Here is a 17538-nt window from a genome sequence, read left to right on the forward strand (position 1 = left end):
CGATGAGTTGACACTGATCGTACACCCTATCGTGCCAGCCCGACGTTTTAATGGCCCACTGCCGCCTGCGTCGTGCGCCGACCTGGTCGGAAACCATGGCCACGCGCCGCCCAGGCAATCACCAGCGCCACCGCGATCAACCCCAGCATTGCCCAGGGAAACGCCGCCACGCCCCAGCGGTCCAGCAACACGCCGCCTGCGACGCCGCTGCCGGCTATCGCGCTGTTCCATGCCACCACGTTCAGCGACAGCGCCACATCCGCGCCGTCCCCCGCCGCATCCGCCAGGGCGGTTTGCAGCAAGGTCGCGGCGCCGCCGAAGCTCAGGCCCCAGACCGCCACGCCGAGGTAGATCACCAGTGGCACATTCCCCAGCACGCCGAATAGCACGCTTACCGCCGCAAACGTCGCCAGGCTCACCAGCACGGTGTTGCGCAATAACGGTTCGACCAGTCTGGCCGTGAGCCAAATCCCCGCCAACGCAGCGATCCCGAAGACCAGCAACACCAGGTCCACACGCTCGGCCAAACCGGCCGGCGCCACGAACGGGGCAATGTAGGTGTACAGAATGTTGTGGGCCAGCATCCAACTGATCACCACCGCCAGCACAGGGCGCACGCCCGGCGTGGTCAGCACCTTGCGCAGCGACAGGCGTTGATGGGCGGGCTGCGGCGCATAGTCAGGGACTTTCACCAGCACCCAGGCGATCAGCACCAGGCTCACGGCGGACATCAGGCCGAACGTGGTACGCCAGCCCACCAGGCCACCGAGCCAGGTGCCCAACGGCACACCCAACGACAGCGCAATCGGCGTGCCGACCATCGCCAGCGCCAGTGCCTTGCCCTGTTGATGGGGCGCAACCATGCGCCGCGCGTAACCGGCCAGCAGGCTCCAGGCCAACCCCGCCGCCACCCCGGCAAAGAAGCGCGCCACCAGGGTCACGCCATAGTGGGACGACAACGCGGTGATGGAGTTGAACAGCAGGAAACCGACGATGGTCAGCAGCAGCACATTGCGCCGGCGCCAGCCACGGGTGGCGATGGTCATGGGGATCACCGCCAGCACCGAGCCCAGTGCGTAGGCAGTGACCATCTGCCCGGCCATCGACGGGGAAATCCTCAGGCCGTCGCTGATCAAGGGCAACAGGCCGGCGGGCAGGGTTTCGGTGACGATGCAGATGAAGCCGGTCATCGCCAGGGCGAGCAACGCGCCGATGGGCAGGCGCTCGGATGCGGCCGATAAAGTGAGTGAGGGGGTCACGGTAAACTCCTTGGGCGAGACTTAGGTACTGATCGATATAAATGTTGCGGGCGATCGGTGCGCGTTGTCAACGACTTATGTATCGACTAGTATTTATCTCGTTTTCCCACCGGAGACCTGACATGGCACAAATGGGCCGCCCCCGCACCTTCGACCGCGAACACGCCGTGGAACAGGCCATGCACCTGTTCTGGCAGCATGGCTACGACGCCACCTCCCTGGCCCAGCTCAAGGCGGGTTTGGGTGGCGGGATCTCCGCGCCGAGTTTCTACGCGGCGTTCGGTTCCAAGGAGGCGTTGTTCGACGAGTGCGTAAAGCGCTACCTGGCGACCTACGCCCAGGTCACCGAATGCCTGTGGGACGAAACCCTGCCCCCGCGCCAGGCCGTCGAAACTGCGCTGCGCCAATCGGCGCGCATGCAGTGCGAAGACGGCCACCCCAAGGGCTGCATGGTCGCGCTGGGCGTGATGAGTGCGCCCAGCCCGGAAAACGCGCGGGTGGCCGACGGGTTGACCCAGTCGCGCCTGCGCACGCGGGCGGGAATTGTGGCGTGCGTGGAGCGCGCGGTTCGGTTGGGCCAGTTGCCGCAGCAGACCCAGCCCGCCGTGATGGCGAGTGTATTTGACAGTTTTTTGCAGGGGGTGTCGATATTGGCGCGGGACAACGTGCCCCATGCCACCCTCGACGCCGCGATCAGCCAGCTCATGATGACTTGGGACATAGCTGCGTCCACCACGCCGCCTGTGGCGAGGGAGCTTGCTCTTATCAAAGGGGCCTGCTCGAATCCTGCGGGTTAACGTGCGTCCGCAGCCAGGCTGAGCGCGTGGATCTTGTCGACAATCTGCCGTGAAGCCTTACGGATCGCCGTCGTCGTGTTGCCTGCGATATGCGGTGTCAGTTGGGCATTGCCGATGCCTGCCAGTGGCGAGTCAAAACGGTCTTTTTCGTGGACAAAGGTATCGATGGCAACCGCTTTTATATGCCCGGGAAACGCGGTCATGAAGCTTGCCAACTGGGCTTCGTCGACGATGCCGCCGCGAGCGGTATTGATCAGTATCGAGCCTTGACGCATCTGCCTGAACTGGGCAAGGCCGAACAGGCCTTGGGTGAGCGGTGTCAGCGGTACGTGAATAGAAACCACGTCGGCCTCCCCCAGCAATTGCTCGAGGTTTTGCCGCCGCTCAAGCCCAAGGCTGTGCGCGACCTGCTGCGTAAAACGCTCTGAACCGCTGGCGATGACCTTGATACCGAGCGATCCCGCTTTGCGTGCGACGGCTTGGGCAATACTGCCGGTGCCCACCACCCCCAGCGTGAGTTCGCCGAATTCGGGGCCGGGCGCCAAGGTGCCCTTGGACCAGCGGCCGCGGTGCGTTTCGGCGTTGTAGTGGTCCAGGTCCCTGGATAAAAACAACGCCTGGGCGACGACGTATTCAGCGACCGCCGCCGCGTTGGAGCCCGGCGTGTTCAGTACGGTCACGCCACACCGCTCAGCCTCTTGCCGGTCGATATGGTTAACGCCTGTACCCGCTTGGGCGATGGCGCGCAGCGGCGTTGGCAGGGCCGATGATGCCGCGGCGCGAATCAGTTCGCTCTCAATGGGAATATTCAGGCGCGTCTTAAACACGCTATACCCCCCGGCCTGAGTCACGGCGTCGATAAAAGCTTGCCTGTCGTGGCCATTGATCTCGGTGTACCGGATGCGCTCGCCATAGTGCTCGCGGATACTGTGTTTATCGGTGAAATAGTAGAGATTCAGGGTGACGACCAGGCCCAACTCAAGGAATCGGTCGACTTCCTCGAATAGCAACGGCGGGCCGGGAGCATCCAGTATCAGGGTGGTGAATGCCATACCTGTGAGCCTCTTTAAAGGGTGTTCAACCGCACCGATACACTAGCATCGCGCCACACTTGCTCTAAAACAACAACCGCGAAAAATCACAGCAGGCCTGCGCCAGCCGCGCCACGTCCTGGTTCAAGCCGAACTGGCGGTCCACCCGGTGCAATGCCACGTACTGGATACTCGGCAACTCCGGCTGCGTGACCAGCGCGCGTAATGCGCCGTGCTCGATCAGGTGCGACAAACACGCCTTGGGCAGATAGCTCACGCCGATCCCCGACAGCGCCAACCCCACCTGCACCAGCAGGTTATGGCTGGTGAGCGTGCGCGGCATCTGCACGTTGTGCGCGGCTAGCCAACGCTCGTAGATCAAGCCGGTGCCCGACTGCGAACCCTGGGTCAGGACGGTGTAATCGGCCAGCACTTCCAGGCTTACGGGGTCGGGGTTGGGGATCAGGTCCGGCGCGCAGATCCAGGCGTTTTCCACGCTTTGCAGCGCAGTGCTGTGGAAGCGCGGGTCGCTGTAGACGTCCGGCACAATCACCAGGTCGAGCTGGTCGCTTTCCAGCTTGCGAAACAGTTCGCTGCTCAGTTCCACTGACGGTTCGATCTGCACCTTGGGGTAGGCCTGACGCAACGCTTCCACCAGCGCCGGCAGCCAGGTCAATGCGGTGAGTTCGGTGACGCCGAGGCGAAAACGGCGCACCAACACTTCGCGGGCGCTGACCCGTTCGAGCAGTTGGTCGCGACTGTTGAGCAGGTCGCGGGCGTAGTCGAGCAGCTCACCGCCCTTCTCCGTCAGCCGGGCGTTGCGCTTGCTGCGGTCGAAAATCTCGACGTCGAAGGTGTCTTCCAACTCCTGGATGCGCTTGGAGATGGCCGACTGAGACATGTTCAGCTTGTTCGCCGCCGCTTCAAAGCTGCCGAGTTCGGCAATCCAGTACAGCGCTTCGATTTGCTTGAAGGTGATCATGGCGGCCAATTCATGAGAAAAAGCGATGCTATCACATCATAAAATATCGCTAAAACTCTTCGATCATCACTCCTAAGATCCGGCCATAGCCCATCGCTATCTAACAATTCTGGAGATTTGCCATGTCCTTGCCCGGTTCACGCATCCTTCCCAACGCGCCCATGGCCCCCGCCGAACTGGTCGAGGCGTTTGCTCAGGTGGTCACGCCGCATATCAGCGACAACCTCGGCCGCCATATCGGCGCCCGTGGCCTGACGCGCTACAACCGCAGCGGCAAGCTGGTGGGCACGGCGATCACGGTCAAGACCCGCCCCGGCGACAACCTGCTGATCTACAAGGCCATGAGCATGCTGCAACCCGGCCATGTACTGGTGGTGGACGGCCAGGGCGACACCAATAACGCGGTGATCGGTGAGCTGGTCAAGCTCTACGCCCAACAGCGTGGTTGCGTGGGGTTTGTGATCGACGGCGCGATTCGCGATGTCGCCAGCTTTGAGGACACCCCTTGCTACGCCCGCGCCGTGGTGCACACCGGCCCGTACAAAACCGGCCCCGGCGAAGTGAACGTGCCGGTGTCCATCGGCGGCATGGTGATCAACCCCGGCGACCTGCTGGTGGGTGATGAAGACGGCCTGGTCGCGTTCTCCCAGGCCGACGCCACCGAAGTGCTGCGCCGCGCCGCGCAACATGCCGAGCATGAAGAAGCGGTCAAGGCAGAGATCGCCAGCGGTGCGGTGCGCCAGAGCTGGATCGACAAGGCCCTCAACAATGCCGGCCTGGTGTGAAGGAGTCCAAGATGAGCACTGCATTTTTGTCGGACCGTGTCCTGGGCATCGCGCCCTCCCCCAGCATCGCCGCCAACGCCTTGGTTACCGAGTTGCGCGCCCAGGGCCGCGACATCGTCAACTTCACCGTGGGCGAGCCGGACTTCGACACTCCGGCGCATATTCTTGAGGCCGCCAGCCTGGCGATGCACAGCGGTGATACCCATTACACCGCCACCACCGGCACCCTCGCGCTGCGCCAGGCCATCTGCCTGAAACTGCAGCGCGACAATGATCTGGTGTACGGCCTGGATGAGGTGGTTGCCGGTTGCGGTGGCAAGCACATCATTTATCACGCGTTGGCCGCCACCTTGAATCGCGGCGATGAAGTCATCGTGCACACGCCGTATTGGGTCTCGTACCCGGACATCGCGCGGCTTAACGATGCCACACCGGTGATCATTCCCGGCGATGAAACCCTGGGTTTCAAGCTGTCGCCCGCCGCGCTCGAAGAAGCGATCACCCCACGCACCAAATGGGTGATCCTCAACAGCCCGAACAACCCCAGCGGCGCGGTGTACAGCGAAGCCGAACTCTTGGCCCTGGCGCAGGTGCTGCGCCGCCATCCCCATGTGCTGGTCATGGCCGATGAGATCTACGAACACTTCGTCTACGGCGACGCCCGGCATGTGCCGTTGACACGCCTTGCGCCCGACCTCAAGCCGCGCACGCTGATCGTCAACGGCGCGTCCAAGGGCTATGCGATGACCGGTTGGCGCCTGGGCTTTGGTGCGGGGCCGGCGTGGTTGATCGCGGCCATCGCCAAGTTGCTGTCACAGACCACCACCTGCCCCAGCTCGTTGAGCCAGGCGGCAGCGGTGGCCGCGTTTGCGGGTGATCAGGCACCTATCGCCGCGATGCGCGGGGAATACCGGCAGCGCCGCGCACTGATGCTGGAGCGACTGGCGGGTATTCCCGGCCTGAGCATCATCCCGCCCGATGGCGCGTTTTATGTATTCGCCAACGTCAGCGGCCTGATGGGCAAGCTCACCCCCCAAGGTGATCGCCTCGACAGCGACACCCAATTGGTGGACTACCTGTTGCGCGACTACGGCCTGGCCACCGTCAGCGGTGCGGCCTACGGCATGTCGCCGTATGTGCGCCTGTCCTTCGCAAGCTCCCTGGACGTGATCGAAGAAGGGTGCCGTCGCCTCAAAGACGCTTGCCACGACCTGCGCTGACGGCCACCCGTAACACCCGGCGACCAGCGGACGGCCGCCTTTTGACTGCCTAGAACAACAACTTAAAAATCATTGATCTCAAATGAGGCACTCCCATGCACACGCCCCGTATCGCGCTGGTCTGGCAAATCATGATCGGCTTGCTCGCCGGTATCGCCATTGGTGCCCTGCTGCACCGCTTTCCCGAATCCCGGCCGTGGCTGGTGGACAATGTCCTGCAACCGGCGGGCGACATCTTTATCAAGCTGATGAAAATGATCGTAGTGCCCATCGTGTTTTCCTGCATGGTGGTGGGCATTGCCGGGCACGGTGACGGAAAATCCCTGGGCCGTATCGGGGTCAAATCCCTGAGCTATTTTTTCTGCATCACCACCCTGGCGATCATCATCGGCCTGGTCATGGGCAACCTGCTCAAGCCCGGCGCCGGCACTGAACTGTCCAGCCTGCACGCGGCGAATATCACCCTGCCCACCAGTACCGGCGCCGGTCATAGCCTGGGGCAGATCATCGTCGGCATCATCCCCGACAACGTGGTCAACGCCATGGCCCAGGGCAGCCTGTTGTCGGTGCTGTTTTTTGCGGTGATGTTCGGCCTGGGCGTGGCGCGCTTGCCCGCCGAGCGCAAAGACCCGGTCATCGCGCTGTTGCGTGGCGTCAGCGACGCGATGTTCAAGGTCACTTCGATGATCATGGCCTACTCGCCCATCGGCGTGTTCGGCATGATCGCCGTGACCGTGGCCAACTTCGGCTTCAGCTCGTTGCTGCCGCTGGCCAAACTGATCATGGTCAGCTATGTGGCCATCGCCTTCTTTGTGCTGGTGGTGCTCAACCTGGTGGCGCGTGTATGCGGGATCAACCTGTTCGCACTGATGCGCCATATCAAGGATGAACTGGTGCTGGCCTTCTCCACCGCCAGCTCGGCGGCGGTGATGCCGCAACTGATGAAAAAACTCGAGACCTACGGCGTACCCCCTTCGCTGGTGAGCTTTGTGGTGCCGGTGGGTTACTCGTTCAACCTCGACGGCGCCTCACTGTTCCTCGGCATCGGCACCCTGTTCGTCGCGCAGTTGTACGGCATTGATTTGAGCCTGGGCGATCAGGCCTTGCTGGTGGTGACCATGGTGCTCACCTCCAAGGGCGCGGCCGGGGTGCCGGGGTTCATGTTCGTGATTCTCTCGGCCACCCTGGCCAGCGCCGGTCTGCCGTTGGAAGGCATCGCGTTTATCGCCGGGGTGTACCGCTTGATGGAGATGCCGACCACGGCGCTGAATGTGCTGGGCAATGCGTTGGCGCCGTTGGTGATTGCCAAGTGGGAGGGGCGTGAGGTGCGGGCTGGGCATGAGTCGAGTGGGAGAAATGTTCCCTCGCTGTAATGTGAACGCTACGAATAAAGGCGCTCCGGAGAGCGCCTTTATTCATTCCAGCCTTACTGCTCGCTGATGGATTTCACCTCAGCCTTGGCAGCACCGCCAATCGCAATGCGCTTAGGCTTGGCTTCCTCCGGAACCACCCTGAGCAGGTCGATGCTCAGCAACCCGTTGGCGAGTTGCGCGCCCTGCACTTCAATGTGGTCGACCAGGCGGAACGACAAACGGAACGCGCGCTGGGCGATGCCTTGGTGCAGGTAGGTGATGCCCTCGTTGTGTTCGCGCTTGCCACCGGCGACGGTCAACACGCCTTTTTCCACCTGGATCTCCAGGTCATCCTCCACCAGGCCTGCGGCCGCGATGACGATCCGGTAGTGATCTTCACCGTGCTTTTCGACGTTGTGGGGTGGGTAGGTGGTACCGGCCTCGCTGCGAAGCGCCGATTCAAAAAGGTCGTTGAAACGGTCAAAACCGACGGAATGACGGAACAGTGGGGCCAACGAAAGAGTAGTAGCCATTGCAAAATCTCCTGAGTTTTCTCCAAGTGATTTGAGACGCGACCCGTATTCGGCATCGCGTAAAACCTAAGTAGGTTCAGGGGGGGAAATTTCAAGCACGGCCACAAAAAAAATTTTATCCGGCGCTGCGATCATTTCAAACAGGCTGACGCACCGGCGAGCAAGAAACGTGCTGGAGTCGCCGTAGATCGCCGCCATCATCCGCCAGCGCCGATCCGGTTGGAGAGGCGCTCATATTGCGCGATTGCCAATCAGAACGCGACGATGAGGACATTGTGGAGGAAGCTGAAGGGAGAGCGGGCACTTGCGCCCAACGTTTGATGCCTATGGTCAAATCCCAAGCAAAAACAGCCTGCATCGCTGCAGGCTTTTCCCTATCTGGCACTCTTAGACTAAATAACTGTTTTGAATTGAAATTAAGCCTAGTGCTTAAAATTCATACCCATACGATCATCCTAAGACTACAGCTGGGCCCTTTTTTGTACATAAACCAAAACCACTTGGTCAGGCCGGGGAACGCGCAAGGCCGCGATCATGGAGATGAGGCTGTGGGTTTCCCTGCGGCAGTTTGCGTCTCCACGTCCCAATGATTCGCGAAAGACTGAACGAGTCAGGGCACATGCTTTCGAAAAACTGAGCGCTTTAAATTTCGAAACGCAAGGAGAGACCTCATGCCTGAAAAAAGCTTCGTTCCATCAGTTAAACGTAAAGGCGCGAAGGACTCGGCCTTCGGCTCAGACCTGGCAGATACAGGTTTAACCGATGACGAACGAGTCGTTAGGGAAGATGAATTACTTGGCGATGAACCGCGTGTAGAACCCGGCCCATCCGACTTGGAAAGACTCAAGGATAAAAGCTAGTCCCTTTGATTTTCGGTGCGTCCAACATTCGAAATGTACGACACTTATTGCTTGAGTTTTAATTTAGAGAGGTGCCACGCATGCGCCAGCAAACCTCATTTATATTCGATCTGGATGGAACGTTGACTGATAGCGTTTACCAGAACGTCTTTGCGTGGAAAACCGCGCTCGACTCAGAAGGCATACCGTTGGCCATGTGGCGAATTCACAGAAAAATCGGTATGAGCGGTGGGCTGATGCTCAAGACGTTAGCGCGTGAAACAGGACTGGAAATCAAACCAGACCAAGCTAAAAGGCTGAGCAATAAACATGATAAAGCCTACAAAGATCTGCAGGGCCAGATAAGCGCGCTCCCTGGCGCTGTCGAGCTTCTCGATACTTTGAATCGCGATCAGTTCAAGTGGTGTATTGCTACCAGCGGTGGGATGGATACTGCAGCGATAAATCTGAAGGCATTAGGCTTGGATATAGCAGAGGTCAATCTCATCACCCGTGATGACGTTAAATATGGCAAGCCCGATCCAGACCTTTTTCTCGCCGCTGCATGCAAACTCGATGTACCCATCGAAGAATGCTTGGTGATAGGCGACGCCATCTGGGACATGCTTGCCGCACGCCGCTGTAAGGCCACCGGTATAGGGCTGCTTTCAGGTGGTTACGACACAGGAGAGCTTGAACGTGCAGGTGCACTCCGAGTCTACGAGGATCCTCTGGCACTGCTGCAGCACCTAGACGAGGTAGCTTCCCGTCCGTGAGCCATATGCAGGCACGCGGCTTGAATTGATGTGCTCCCCCGCTCGGCGGCGACGTTGAAGTTCCTGCGTGCAGGCATGCCAGACGATTGATCGGATGGTGCTCCAGTGTCGCTCACAATCAAGCATCCGGGGCATTGGATGCTCCCAATACAACCGCGCGCCCTGACACTCGTACAAATTCGACAAGTTAACGCTGCGATAGACAGGCGAAGCGCTTACAAGACTAACCAGGCTCCACTGGCGCGGGTAGCGCGACTCTTGAACACGCGAAAAGCAGCATGCCTACGAGGATCAAGGCCCCTCCCCGCATCCATGTTTCCAAACTTTGCTGACTGAGCAGTACCAAGCACGAGACGATAGCAATTACCGGAACCCACGTAGGCACCCGAAAGTGATCTTCCGCAACCTCGTCGCGGCGCAGGATTAACACGGACAAATTAGTGCAGAGAAATACGAACAGCAGGAGCAGGACGACGGTTTCAGCCAATGTAGCTAGAGTTCCCGTCAGCGTGAGTCCAATAGCTACGAGGGTGGTAGCGATGATTGCTATCCACGGGGTGCGTCTCTGAGGCAGCACTCTGCTCAGCGCCTTTGGCAAGATCCCAAGACAGGCCATGCCGTAAGTTAGACGGCTGGCCATGATCATCGTAAGGAGCGCACCATTGGCCACCGCGATCAATGCAATGAAGGCGAAGACGCGAGGCGGAATGTTTAAACCTGACGCCCGAACCACTTCAAGAAGGGGAGCCGAGGTTGCCACCAGCTTTTCCATTGGCAGTACGGAAGATGCGGCGACTCCGACAGCCATGTAGACGACTCCGGCGGTTACCAATGCGGCAAATAACGCGCGCGGGTAAACGTTTCTAACGTCTCGAATTTCTTCCGCTAGATTGGCGGATGTTTCGAATCCTACAAACGAATAGAAGGCGATCAATGCCGCCCCCAAAACGGCTAACATCGGGCTGACCCCTGGCTTGAACTCCAGGCTGCGACCCAAATCTGCCTCGCCTGTGCGGAAATACCACGCTGCGGCGACAACGACCAAGAGAAGGCCTGACAGCTCAATAACTGTCATCACTAGGTTGGCTCCAAGGGACTCTTTAATCCCCCTTGCATTCAGGAGCGCGATAACGACAAGGAACAGCAGCGCCGCAATGTGAGGTGGTACCTGGATGAACGCCGCTAGGTAATCGCCCGCAAACGCCAAGGACAAACCTGCCGCGCTTGTGACAGCAGCAGAAAGCATGCAAAAGCCCACGAGAAAAGAAATGAGTGGTGACCCGAACGCTTTCTCAGCGAAAACCGAAGCGGCGCCCGCGTGAGGGTATTTTGTCACCAGCTCTGCGTAGGAACCGGCAGTAAGCATCGCGAAAAACAGAGCGAGTAGCAGGGGCACCCATATTGCGCCACCTACCTCTCCCGCAATTGTCCCGGCAAGGGCATAAACGCCCGCCCCGAGAACATCGCCGAGAATAAATAGAAACAGCATCGGGCCGGTGACGGCGCGGCGAAGGGAGGTCTTGGGGGTCAAGGTCTTCACGTTAAACTTCCTGGCTTGAGGTTGAGACAGCCGATCACCGGGCTGATAGCTAGGTGGCTTCACTCTCAAGCAATGGAAATTCGCGTATGACTAAAGTTCACATATCTTGCCGAGGGGTCGGGTATCGTCCAAAGCCTCCACGCAGAGACCAACTACTACGTAGTCTCCAAAGTGGAACCATTCCGTCAGGCTAGATATGTCTGCATAGAGCCAAGGGGTGGTGGGAATTGCATGAACTCTGGGGGGAACAAACGTTACGGTGTTTGATTCGATCTCTATCACGACCTCCTCATCATTCCTTAGGGCCTATAACGATCAGTAGGACACTAATGGGCAACAGGCAATCGATACTCATTCGGCAACTCAACCAAGGCGACGCCCACGATTATCTGAAGGACTACTCGGCACGATCATTTGATTATGATTTTATCCGTCGCGACCGGCGGCATAAGGCGCACGGAAATGACTGAAATAGCACCTGTCGTCGGCAATTTCCCCGCAGATAAAAACTTTCTTTGCTTGGCAGATATCCATATCGCTGCCACTGCATGGGGTGCTGAAAAGCTATCTAAGCGACAAGGCACGCATTAAATTAAATCGACTGAAGGGACTCTCGAATGAGTGGATTGCGCAAAGCCTATAGGGTCAACACGATGAGCATGGCGTTGTTAGCGCCCATTCTCGTCGCATGTACGGGTAACAATTCGCCCTCTAACGTAATCGCGCCTGGAGATACCAAATCGCCCGCCACGCAGTCCCTTGATGCCGGTGCTGCACTACTTCAATCACGTCCGCCGATAGACGCGTTGAATGCGTATCTGGATGGCTTCCATTTTTACAACGGCCACATGAACGCCCAGATGGAGGCGCACCACTACTGCGCGATTCTCAACGAGGAAGTTATCCAGTGCGTGATCTACGATGGCAATCGTAAGGACGCCAAGCTGATGGGGGTCGAGTACATCATCAGCGAACAATTGTTCGCAGGTCTTCCCAAAGCCGAACAAGCGCTTTGGCACAGTCATGTTCACGAAGTGAAATCAGGTCAGCTCGTAGCGCCTGGGATCCCTGAGGTAGCCGAGCATGCATTGATGGAAAAACTCGTCCATACCTACGGCAAGACGTGGCACACCTGGCATACCGACCTCAATAAAGACCTGCCCCTTGGCGTTCCTCAGCTCATGATGGGCTTTACAGCAGACGGGCAAGCGGATCCACAGATGGTTGCAGATCGCGATCGTCGATTCGGGTTAGATAGCGCGCAGAAGAAGAAAGCTCGGGCGGACATACCAACGCCCGTCGTTGCGCCAGGCGCAGATGCATGGAACCAGGGCAAGATTTTTCAAATCGTTGATCCTACGGACACTCCCCATCAGCACTGATGTTCATCGCAAATATGACTGACCCCAAGGACTCTTACCCTCACCTGCCGCCTTCACTCAAGAAGTGAGAAGGCGGCATCCCGCTCATCGTTCGGGTGCGCGCCCCGAACGATCTAACGAGAGTCTGCTGTCCTGATTCGCATAGTTTCGACGATGTAGACGAGCCAACTGACCTGGTTGTGCAGAGGGTCGGCCCGTACGTGGATCATTGATCAAACACTTCGCGTAAGCAAAAGGACCGCAAGCGTCCGGGGAAGTCATCTACCCGATCCCTGCGATGACTGGATGTGTACGGCAACGTCTTTCAGCAGACTTTTGCGTAGGTATTCACCCCTCACTAGCCCGCAAAAACTATATTCGCTAGCTCTTAAATCACTGTCGATTTCTCGGTGGAGACGTCGGTGTAGTCCGCTTACGATAGTGCGATCTGCATCTGTCTTCTCTCACCGGGGTACCACTGAATGACGCCACTAAGTGCGGTTTTCCGCAACCTTCACCAAGATAATTTGTTGGTACTCGCCAACGTGAGCGATGCTGGCACCGCACGTATTGTCGAGAGCGTAGGGAGTAAGGCAGTCGCGACCAGCAGCGCCGCCGTTGCTTGGGCGCATGGATACCAAGATGGCAATCAACTTCCCCTAAAACTGCTGACTACTACAGTTGAGTCAATGGTTCGAGTGCTTACAGTCCCCCTCACGGTCGATGTCGAAGGGGGCTATTCCGACGACCTTGAGTCGGTTGCTAAAGTTATTGATTGCGTAGTTAGGGCTGGAGCCGTTGGAATCAACATTGAGGACGGAGCAGGCGGCACCGATCTGATTTTGCGAAAAATCGAAGTGGCAAAGAAGGTAGCAAGCAAGCATGGAATCGATCTGTTCGTGAACGTACGAACTGACGTTTATCTGAGGTGTTTGGTAGAGCCAGCGCGACAATTGGCAGAGACCCTCTTCCGTGCATCGCTGCTCGAGCAAGCAGGTGCAGACGGCATTTTTGCAGCCGGAATGGTTGAGCAAAACGACATTGCTACACTGTGCGAGGCAACGCGGCTACCCGTCAACCTGCTTTCCTGGAACGGCCTACCCGGCTTGGATGAATTGGCGAGTCTAGGCGTCAAACGGCTAAGCGCTGGTTCCAGCATCGCTGAATTCTTATGTGGCGCCAACAAGGCGCTCGCCAAGAGCTTCTTGCGAACGGGAAAGCTTTTTGAGTATCCATTGGACGCATATACCTACGGCGACCTGAATAGACTTATGGCAGCAAAAAAACACCTAGGCGAAAAGTAATCGTCGACCTATTAATCTGTGATTCGCATGAAAATCGCCGCTGTTTCCCGCACCTCGAAAGCGATTTTCACACCCATTCGAGGACGAGGCTACGGTCTATGAGATCTTACAATCACGCTCTTCCGCCCAGAAGCGAGATGGTGAATGCGATGCTATGCAGCGACACCGCCTACGAGGGCGTTTTTTTCACTGCTGTCAAAACTACAGGTATTTTTTGCCGCCCTACATGTGGTGCACGTAAGCCAAAGCCCGAGAATGTAGAGTTTTTTTCACAGGCCAACGAAGCGATGGCAGCAGGTTATCGGCCTTGCTTGCGATGCAAGCCATTGAATCTCGCGGCTTCCGCGCCAGGTTGGGTCAAGGGGCTACTGGCCTCTGTATCTGCATCACCTGACGCTCGCTGGAGTGATGCTGAACTAACTACGCATGGTATCGATCCGTTACGCTTACGCAGGTGGTTCAAACAAAATTTTGGCATGACTTTTCATGCATGGATGCGCTCTAGAAGGCTCGGTGTCGCCCTAGGCCGGATTTCTGCGGGCGAAACGCTGGATAACACAGCATTTGACTTAGGATACGAGTCATTGAGTGGTTTTAGAGATGCTTTCAAAAAAACATTTCAAATGCCACCCGGTAAGGCAGCTGAAACGTCGCTCCTGCTTTATCGTCATCTGACTACACCGTTGGGCCCAATGATTGCCATGGCAGAGGAACGAGGTTTGGTACTCCTCGAATTTCTTGACCGCCCGGCCCTAACCGCTGAATTAAACGAACTGCGTGGGCGTCATGGGTATTCAATTGCGCCTGGCGAGCACCTCTACATCAAGCAGATCGAAGTTCAACTAAAACTTTATTTTGATGGAAAGCTAAAAAGTTTTTCAGTACCGCTCCATATGCCAGGCAGCTCTTTTGACAGGCTTGTGTGGGCAGAGCTTCTAAAAATCGACTATGGAACCATTTCAACCTACGGTGCCATCGCTAGGGGCATCGGTAAGCCAGGTGCAAGCCAAGCAGTGGGCAATGCAAATGGACACAATCGCTTATCTATTGTCGTGCCCTGCCACCGTGTCATAGCGACAAACGGTGCACTCGCCGGATATGGCGGAGGACAGCCCCGGAAAGAGTTTTTACTGCGTTTGGAGAAGACTGCTTTGCAAATGACTCAACAGAACGAATTCCTGTTGGATTAGCTGCTAATCGGAATATACGCAGACACAACTTAAGAGTTCCGGAAACACACCCTCCGAACTCCAGAACTAATTGCGTAAGTCCCCACGTGTCAGCAGGTTGATTCCACATCACCTATTTCCCAACGATGCAGGATTGAGTGATACGCGATGAGACATCCCGGGCTAACCACAAGGCGTGTTGGGCAGAACCTTACGATCAGCTATTGTCGCACCAGTTTAAGCTTGGCTTCTAACGTATCAGCGAGTGTTCTAAATGCAATCAATACTACGCTTCAGGACTATCACGTTTGGTCTGATGCTTTTTGCAAGCCAAACTCATGCAGATGCGCTGGTAAGCGAAGAACGGCTCTTATTGCCGATCCAGATCGACTCCCATATTGAGAAAATCGAAGCATTAATCGTCCGTCCCGTAAAGGAGGGAAAGTTCCCCATCGCACTGATTGTTAACGGCTCGGCGGCAACATCTCCGTCCGCCGCACATGCCGATTGGCTTGCTCATATCGCCCACGACTTTGCGCACCGTGGCTGGCTTGCCGCATCTATTGTATGGCCCGGCTATGGCCGTTCGACCGGAAGCTTCATGAATGAAGGGGGAACTTGCACCAATCCCAACGTGGCACGATTTCTCGATGCGCATGGCAAAGAGCTTGGCGCCGCATTGGCGGCTGTGCGTGAGCGTCCAGATGTAGATCCATCCTTGGCAATAGGTGTTGGTATCTCTATCGGCGGAGCTTCAATGCTAGACCTCGCGGCTCAACCAAGTCACCCATTGACGGCGGTAATTAACATCTCTGGCGGCGTTTACCACTACACAAATGTGGGCTCCGCCGACTCTAATTGCTCGTTATATCAAACTGATCTTGTGCGAAACCTCACGAAATTCGGCAAAGACAACCCAACGCCAACGCTCTGGATTTACGCCGAGAATGATCCGTTTTTCAGCCCAGATCTTGTAGGTCGGATGATCGCGGGTTATCGCTCGGGGGGAGGTAACGCTGAGCTGGCGTCGCTACCCCCATTCGGTAAGGATGGGCACTCGCTCTACAAACAAGAGGCCAATACACTTTTAAAGCCTCATATCGAAGATTTTCTCAGGAGCAACCGGTTTCCTGCCATGGACGACAGCGCATTAATGCCGCTGCTTTCGAAGCTGGTCCCCGAAGACCGTGCGGGCGCTGAGGCTTATCTTCAAAGCGTTACCGAGAAAGCCATGGCAATGTCCAAGGAAAGTAGCAGCATTTATTGGTACTACGGCGCGCGCTCACTCAAGACAGCACGAAAGCAGGCACTTAGCAATTGTCGCAAGGCAACTGGCAAGCCCTGCCAGCTCGTTGCGCAAAATATGGAATTGATTGATGGCTGGCAAGATGTGGTTTCCCCATTGGGGAAATGACGAGCAGTTTGGCGTATCGACCATATCGCGCTGAGTAACCAACGCAAGCGGAGCGCGCAGGCTGGCACAGCCGAAGGCGTGAAGGATGGACGCCCGCAGGGCCGAGATCCGGCGGAACGCGGGAGCTCGGTTTACGACAGCCTGGCCGCGCACAGCGGCTCGCCAACAAAGGTAAGTCAGTCAGATCTTGCGGCTCGACTAAATAGCGCCACCGTAATGGGCCGAACAAAACTTGCAGAGCAACTGCCCTCCTACAAGGCTGCCCTATCTACTCAGCCGGGCTTTTGCTACGAACGAAGCTCATTCCACGTAACGCAGCCAAAGATGCGTCCGACCGGAGATCGCCTGCGCAACTTTGGCAACACGTGCCTGTAGGTTTTCATCGCTAGTGTTGTAGAGCGCACAGAAGTCTTTGGCTACGACGTTAGCAAGGGATGTATCAGGCGGTTCAGCACGAATGAAGCCGATGTAAGAAGCACCCACGCCCATCAACTCATAGCCATGCGCTTCTGAAAAATGACGCGCAACCGAAAAGTTTTTCGCAGGATCCAGATCCGAAGTGAAATAGCCATTCGGAAAAGCCGCAAGTGCCTGGCAAGACTGCTGAACGGGTACCAGGAGAGCTGAAAGGGGCTGCTCTAGAAGAGAGATAGGGTTGTTCTGGTAACCGATCCACTCCTGCAGGGCCTGCTCATCCAGCGTCAAACCATGAGCACAAGCATCTTCAAAAGACGTGCCTGCAACCAGCCGTGTGAAATTGCGAAGGCAGATCGCGAACTCCGCTTTCGTCGTCGGATAGCCTATGTATTCACCCTGCTCGAAGCACTCTGGAGGCAAGCCCGCGATGTCCTGCTCCGATGCATCGTCCATCCCTAGGTTATTGCGCACATGGCCCGAGGTGTAGCGGGCTTGGTGCAGATCATCGAGCGAGAACAGAGGTTTAAAGCCTGGGTGCGCCTCAGCAATCTTACGACGAGCTCCGGTCAGATCTTCAAAGCTGGTAATCCCGCTCACGCCGTACTCATCGCATGTACCTATAGACGGATTGTCACGCATGCCATTACCGCGAAATTCGATATCCATAAACTGTGGTCTGCTCCATGTCGCTATTGAATCGAATGGGTAATTCTGAGCGTTCTAAGATCATCATATGAAGATCTGCTTCCAAGCGACAAT

General features: G+C 57.2%; 16 protein-coding genes. 10 read left to right on the forward strand and 6 right to left on the reverse strand.

Annotated elements, in window-relative coordinates:
* Nucleotides 1-47: 47 nt before the first annotated feature.
* The gene (locus tag M2397_RS18205; protein ID WP_145336422.1) at nucleotides 48-1259 is read right to left on the reverse strand and encodes an MFS transporter; all 1212 of its coding nucleotides are present in this window, start codon (nucleotides 1257-1259) and stop codon (nucleotides 48-50) included.
* Nucleotides 1260-1381: 122 nt separating this feature from the next.
* On the opposite strand from M2397_RS18205, the gene M2397_RS18210 reads away from it, so the two are divergent.
* On the forward strand, nucleotides 1382-2056 hold the full coding sequence (locus M2397_RS18210; protein WP_131699843.1) for a TetR/AcrR family transcriptional regulator: 675 nt from the start codon (nucleotides 1382-1384) through the stop codon (nucleotides 2054-2056).
* Here the strand turns inward: M2397_RS18210 and M2397_RS18215 are convergent.
* Entirely contained in the window at nucleotides 2053-3108 is a 1056-nt protein-coding gene (locus M2397_RS18215) for a D-isomer specific 2-hydroxyacid dehydrogenase family protein (RefSeq protein WP_259244197.1), read from the reverse strand. The two genes, M2397_RS18210 and M2397_RS18215, sit on opposite strands and share 4 nt — an antisense overlap.
* 64 nt (nucleotides 3109-3172) lie before the next feature.
* Nucleotides 3173-4069 carry a LysR family transcriptional regulator gene (locus M2397_RS18220; protein ID WP_184743259.1) on the reverse strand — a complete coding sequence of 299 codons (897 nt, stop codon included), beginning with the start codon at nucleotides 4067-4069 and terminating at the stop codon, nucleotides 3173-3175.
* 122 nt (nucleotides 4070-4191) lie between these two features.
* Here M2397_RS18220 and M2397_RS18225 point away from each other — a divergent pair, with 122 nt between their 5' ends.
* The 3 genes from M2397_RS18225 (at nucleotide 4192) to M2397_RS18235 (ending at nucleotide 7447) form a co-directional block, all read left to right on the forward strand.
* Nucleotides 4192-4854 carry an RraA family protein gene (locus M2397_RS18225; RefSeq protein ID WP_131699846.1) on the forward strand — a complete coding sequence of 221 codons (663 nt, stop codon included), beginning with the start codon at nucleotides 4192-4194 and terminating at the stop codon, nucleotides 4852-4854.
* A gap of 11 nt (nucleotides 4855-4865) precedes the next feature.
* A complete protein-coding gene (locus M2397_RS18230) occupies nucleotides 4866-6074 on the forward strand; it encodes a pyridoxal phosphate-dependent aminotransferase (RefSeq protein WP_184743262.1) in 1209 nt (402 codons plus the stop codon).
* 95 nt (nucleotides 6075-6169) lie between these two features.
* Nucleotides 6170-7447 carry a cation:dicarboxylate symporter family transporter gene (locus M2397_RS18235; RefSeq protein WP_145336430.1) on the forward strand — a complete coding sequence of 426 codons (1278 nt, stop codon included), beginning with the start codon at nucleotides 6170-6172 and terminating at the stop codon, nucleotides 7445-7447.
* A 53-nt stretch (nucleotides 7448-7500) separates the two neighbouring features.
* Here the strand turns inward: M2397_RS18235 and M2397_RS18240 are convergent, their stop codons facing one another.
* Nucleotides 7501-7959: an Hsp20 family protein gene (locus M2397_RS18240; protein ID WP_053130927.1), complete on the reverse strand. Its 459-nt coding sequence runs from the start codon at nucleotides 7957-7959 to the stop codon at nucleotides 7501-7503.
* Nucleotides 7960-8630: 671 nt separating this feature from the next.
* Between M2397_RS18240 and M2397_RS18245 the strand changes: the two genes are divergently transcribed.
* Together M2397_RS18245 and M2397_RS18250 are read left to right on the forward strand one after the other, a co-directional pair.
* The gene (locus tag M2397_RS18245) at nucleotides 8631-8819 is read left to right on the forward strand and encodes a hypothetical protein (RefSeq protein ID WP_131699849.1); all 189 of its coding nucleotides are present in this window, start codon (nucleotides 8631-8633) and stop codon (nucleotides 8817-8819) included.
* An 80-nt stretch (nucleotides 8820-8899) separates the two neighbouring features.
* Nucleotides 8900-9574 (forward strand): HAD family hydrolase, encoded by a 675-nt coding sequence (locus M2397_RS18250; RefSeq protein WP_259244199.1) that lies wholly within the window; start codon nucleotides 8900-8902, stop codon nucleotides 9572-9574.
* 223 nt (nucleotides 9575-9797) lie between these two features.
* Here M2397_RS18250 and M2397_RS18255 read toward each other — a convergent pair whose 3' ends face one another.
* Nucleotides 9798-11063, reverse strand: coding sequence for an APC family permease (locus M2397_RS18255; protein ID WP_131699859.1), 1266 nt, complete (start codon nucleotides 11061-11063; stop codon nucleotides 9798-9800).
* 704 nt (nucleotides 11064-11767) lie between these two features.
* Here M2397_RS18255 and M2397_RS18260 point away from each other — a divergent pair.
* From M2397_RS18260 to M2397_RS18275, 4 genes are all read left to right on the forward strand, one after another.
* The gene (locus tag M2397_RS18260) at nucleotides 11768-12496 is read left to right on the forward strand and encodes an OBAP family protein (RefSeq protein WP_371920974.1); all 729 of its coding nucleotides are present in this window, start codon (nucleotides 11768-11770) and stop codon (nucleotides 12494-12496) included.
* A 461-nt stretch (nucleotides 12497-12957) separates the two neighbouring features.
* Nucleotides 12958-13779, forward strand: a complete 822-nt coding sequence (locus M2397_RS18265) for an isocitrate lyase/phosphoenolpyruvate mutase family protein (RefSeq protein ID WP_259244200.1) — start codon at nucleotides 12958-12960, stop codon at nucleotides 13777-13779.
* Between the two features lie 98 nt (nucleotides 13780-13877).
* Nucleotides 13878-14969 carry a bifunctional transcriptional activator/DNA repair enzyme AdaA gene (locus tag M2397_RS18270; RefSeq protein WP_131699853.1) on the forward strand — a complete coding sequence of 364 codons (1092 nt, stop codon included), beginning with the start codon at nucleotides 13878-13880 and terminating at the stop codon, nucleotides 14967-14969.
* Nucleotides 14970-15222: 253 nt separating this feature from the next.
* Nucleotides 15223-16362, forward strand: a complete 1140-nt coding sequence (locus M2397_RS18275) for a hypothetical protein (protein WP_259244201.1) — start codon at nucleotides 15223-15225, stop codon at nucleotides 16360-16362.
* 300 nt (nucleotides 16363-16662) lie between these two features.
* Here M2397_RS18275 and M2397_RS18280 read toward each other — a convergent pair whose 3' ends face one another.
* The gene (locus M2397_RS18280) at nucleotides 16663-17445 is read right to left on the reverse strand and encodes a DUF4253 domain-containing protein (protein ID WP_259244202.1); all 783 of its coding nucleotides are present in this window, start codon (nucleotides 17443-17445) and stop codon (nucleotides 16663-16665) included.
* Nucleotides 17446-17538 lie beyond the last annotated feature (93 nt).

This window comes from Pseudomonas sp. BIGb0381 (assembly GCF_024809815.1).
Lineage (GTDB): Bacteria > Pseudomonadota > Gammaproteobacteria > Pseudomonadales > Pseudomonadaceae > Aquipseudomonas.

Coding starts and splice junctions, on each gene's coding strand:
- M2397_RS18210 (WP_131699843.1), top strand. CDS start 1,382: ATGGCACAAATGGGCCGCCCCCGCACCTTCGACCGCGAACACGCCGTG.
- M2397_RS18215 (WP_259244197.1), bottom strand. CDS start 3,108: ATGGCATTCACCACCCTGATACTGGATGCTCCCGGCCCGCCGTTGCTA.
- M2397_RS18220 (WP_184743259.1), bottom strand. CDS start 4,069: ATGATCACCTTCAAGCAAATCGAAGCGCTGTACTGGATTGCCGAACTC.
- M2397_RS18225 (WP_131699846.1), top strand. CDS start 4,192: ATGTCCTTGCCCGGTTCACGCATCCTTCCCAACGCGCCCATGGCCCCC.
- M2397_RS18230 (WP_184743262.1), top strand. CDS start 4,866: ATGAGCACTGCATTTTTGTCGGACCGTGTCCTGGGCATCGCGCCCTCC.
- M2397_RS18235 (WP_145336430.1), top strand. CDS start 6,170: ATGCACACGCCCCGTATCGCGCTGGTCTGGCAAATCATGATCGGCTTG.
- M2397_RS18240 (WP_053130927.1), bottom strand. CDS start 7,959: ATGGCTACTACTCTTTCGTTGGCCCCACTGTTCCGTCATTCCGTCGGT.
- M2397_RS18245 (WP_131699849.1), top strand. CDS start 8,631: ATGCCTGAAAAAAGCTTCGTTCCATCAGTTAAACGTAAAGGCGCGAAG.
- M2397_RS18250 (WP_259244199.1), top strand. CDS start 8,900: ATGCGCCAGCAAACCTCATTTATATTCGATCTGGATGGAACGTTGACT.
- M2397_RS18255 (WP_131699859.1), bottom strand. CDS start 11,063: ATGCTGTTTCTATTTATTCTCGGCGATGTTCTCGGGGCGGGCGTTTAT.
- M2397_RS18260 (WP_371920974.1), top strand. CDS start 11,768: ATGAGCATGGCGTTGTTAGCGCCCATTCTCGTCGCATGTACGGGTAAC.
- M2397_RS18265 (WP_259244200.1), top strand. CDS start 12,958: ATGACGCCACTAAGTGCGGTTTTCCGCAACCTTCACCAAGATAATTTG.
- M2397_RS18270 (WP_131699853.1), top strand. CDS start 13,878: ATGAGATCTTACAATCACGCTCTTCCGCCCAGAAGCGAGATGGTGAAT.
- M2397_RS18275 (WP_259244201.1), top strand. CDS start 15,223: ATGCAATCAATACTACGCTTCAGGACTATCACGTTTGGTCTGATGCTT.
- M2397_RS18280 (WP_259244202.1), bottom strand. CDS start 17,445: ATGGATATCGAATTTCGCGGTAATGGCATGCGTGACAATCCGTCTATA.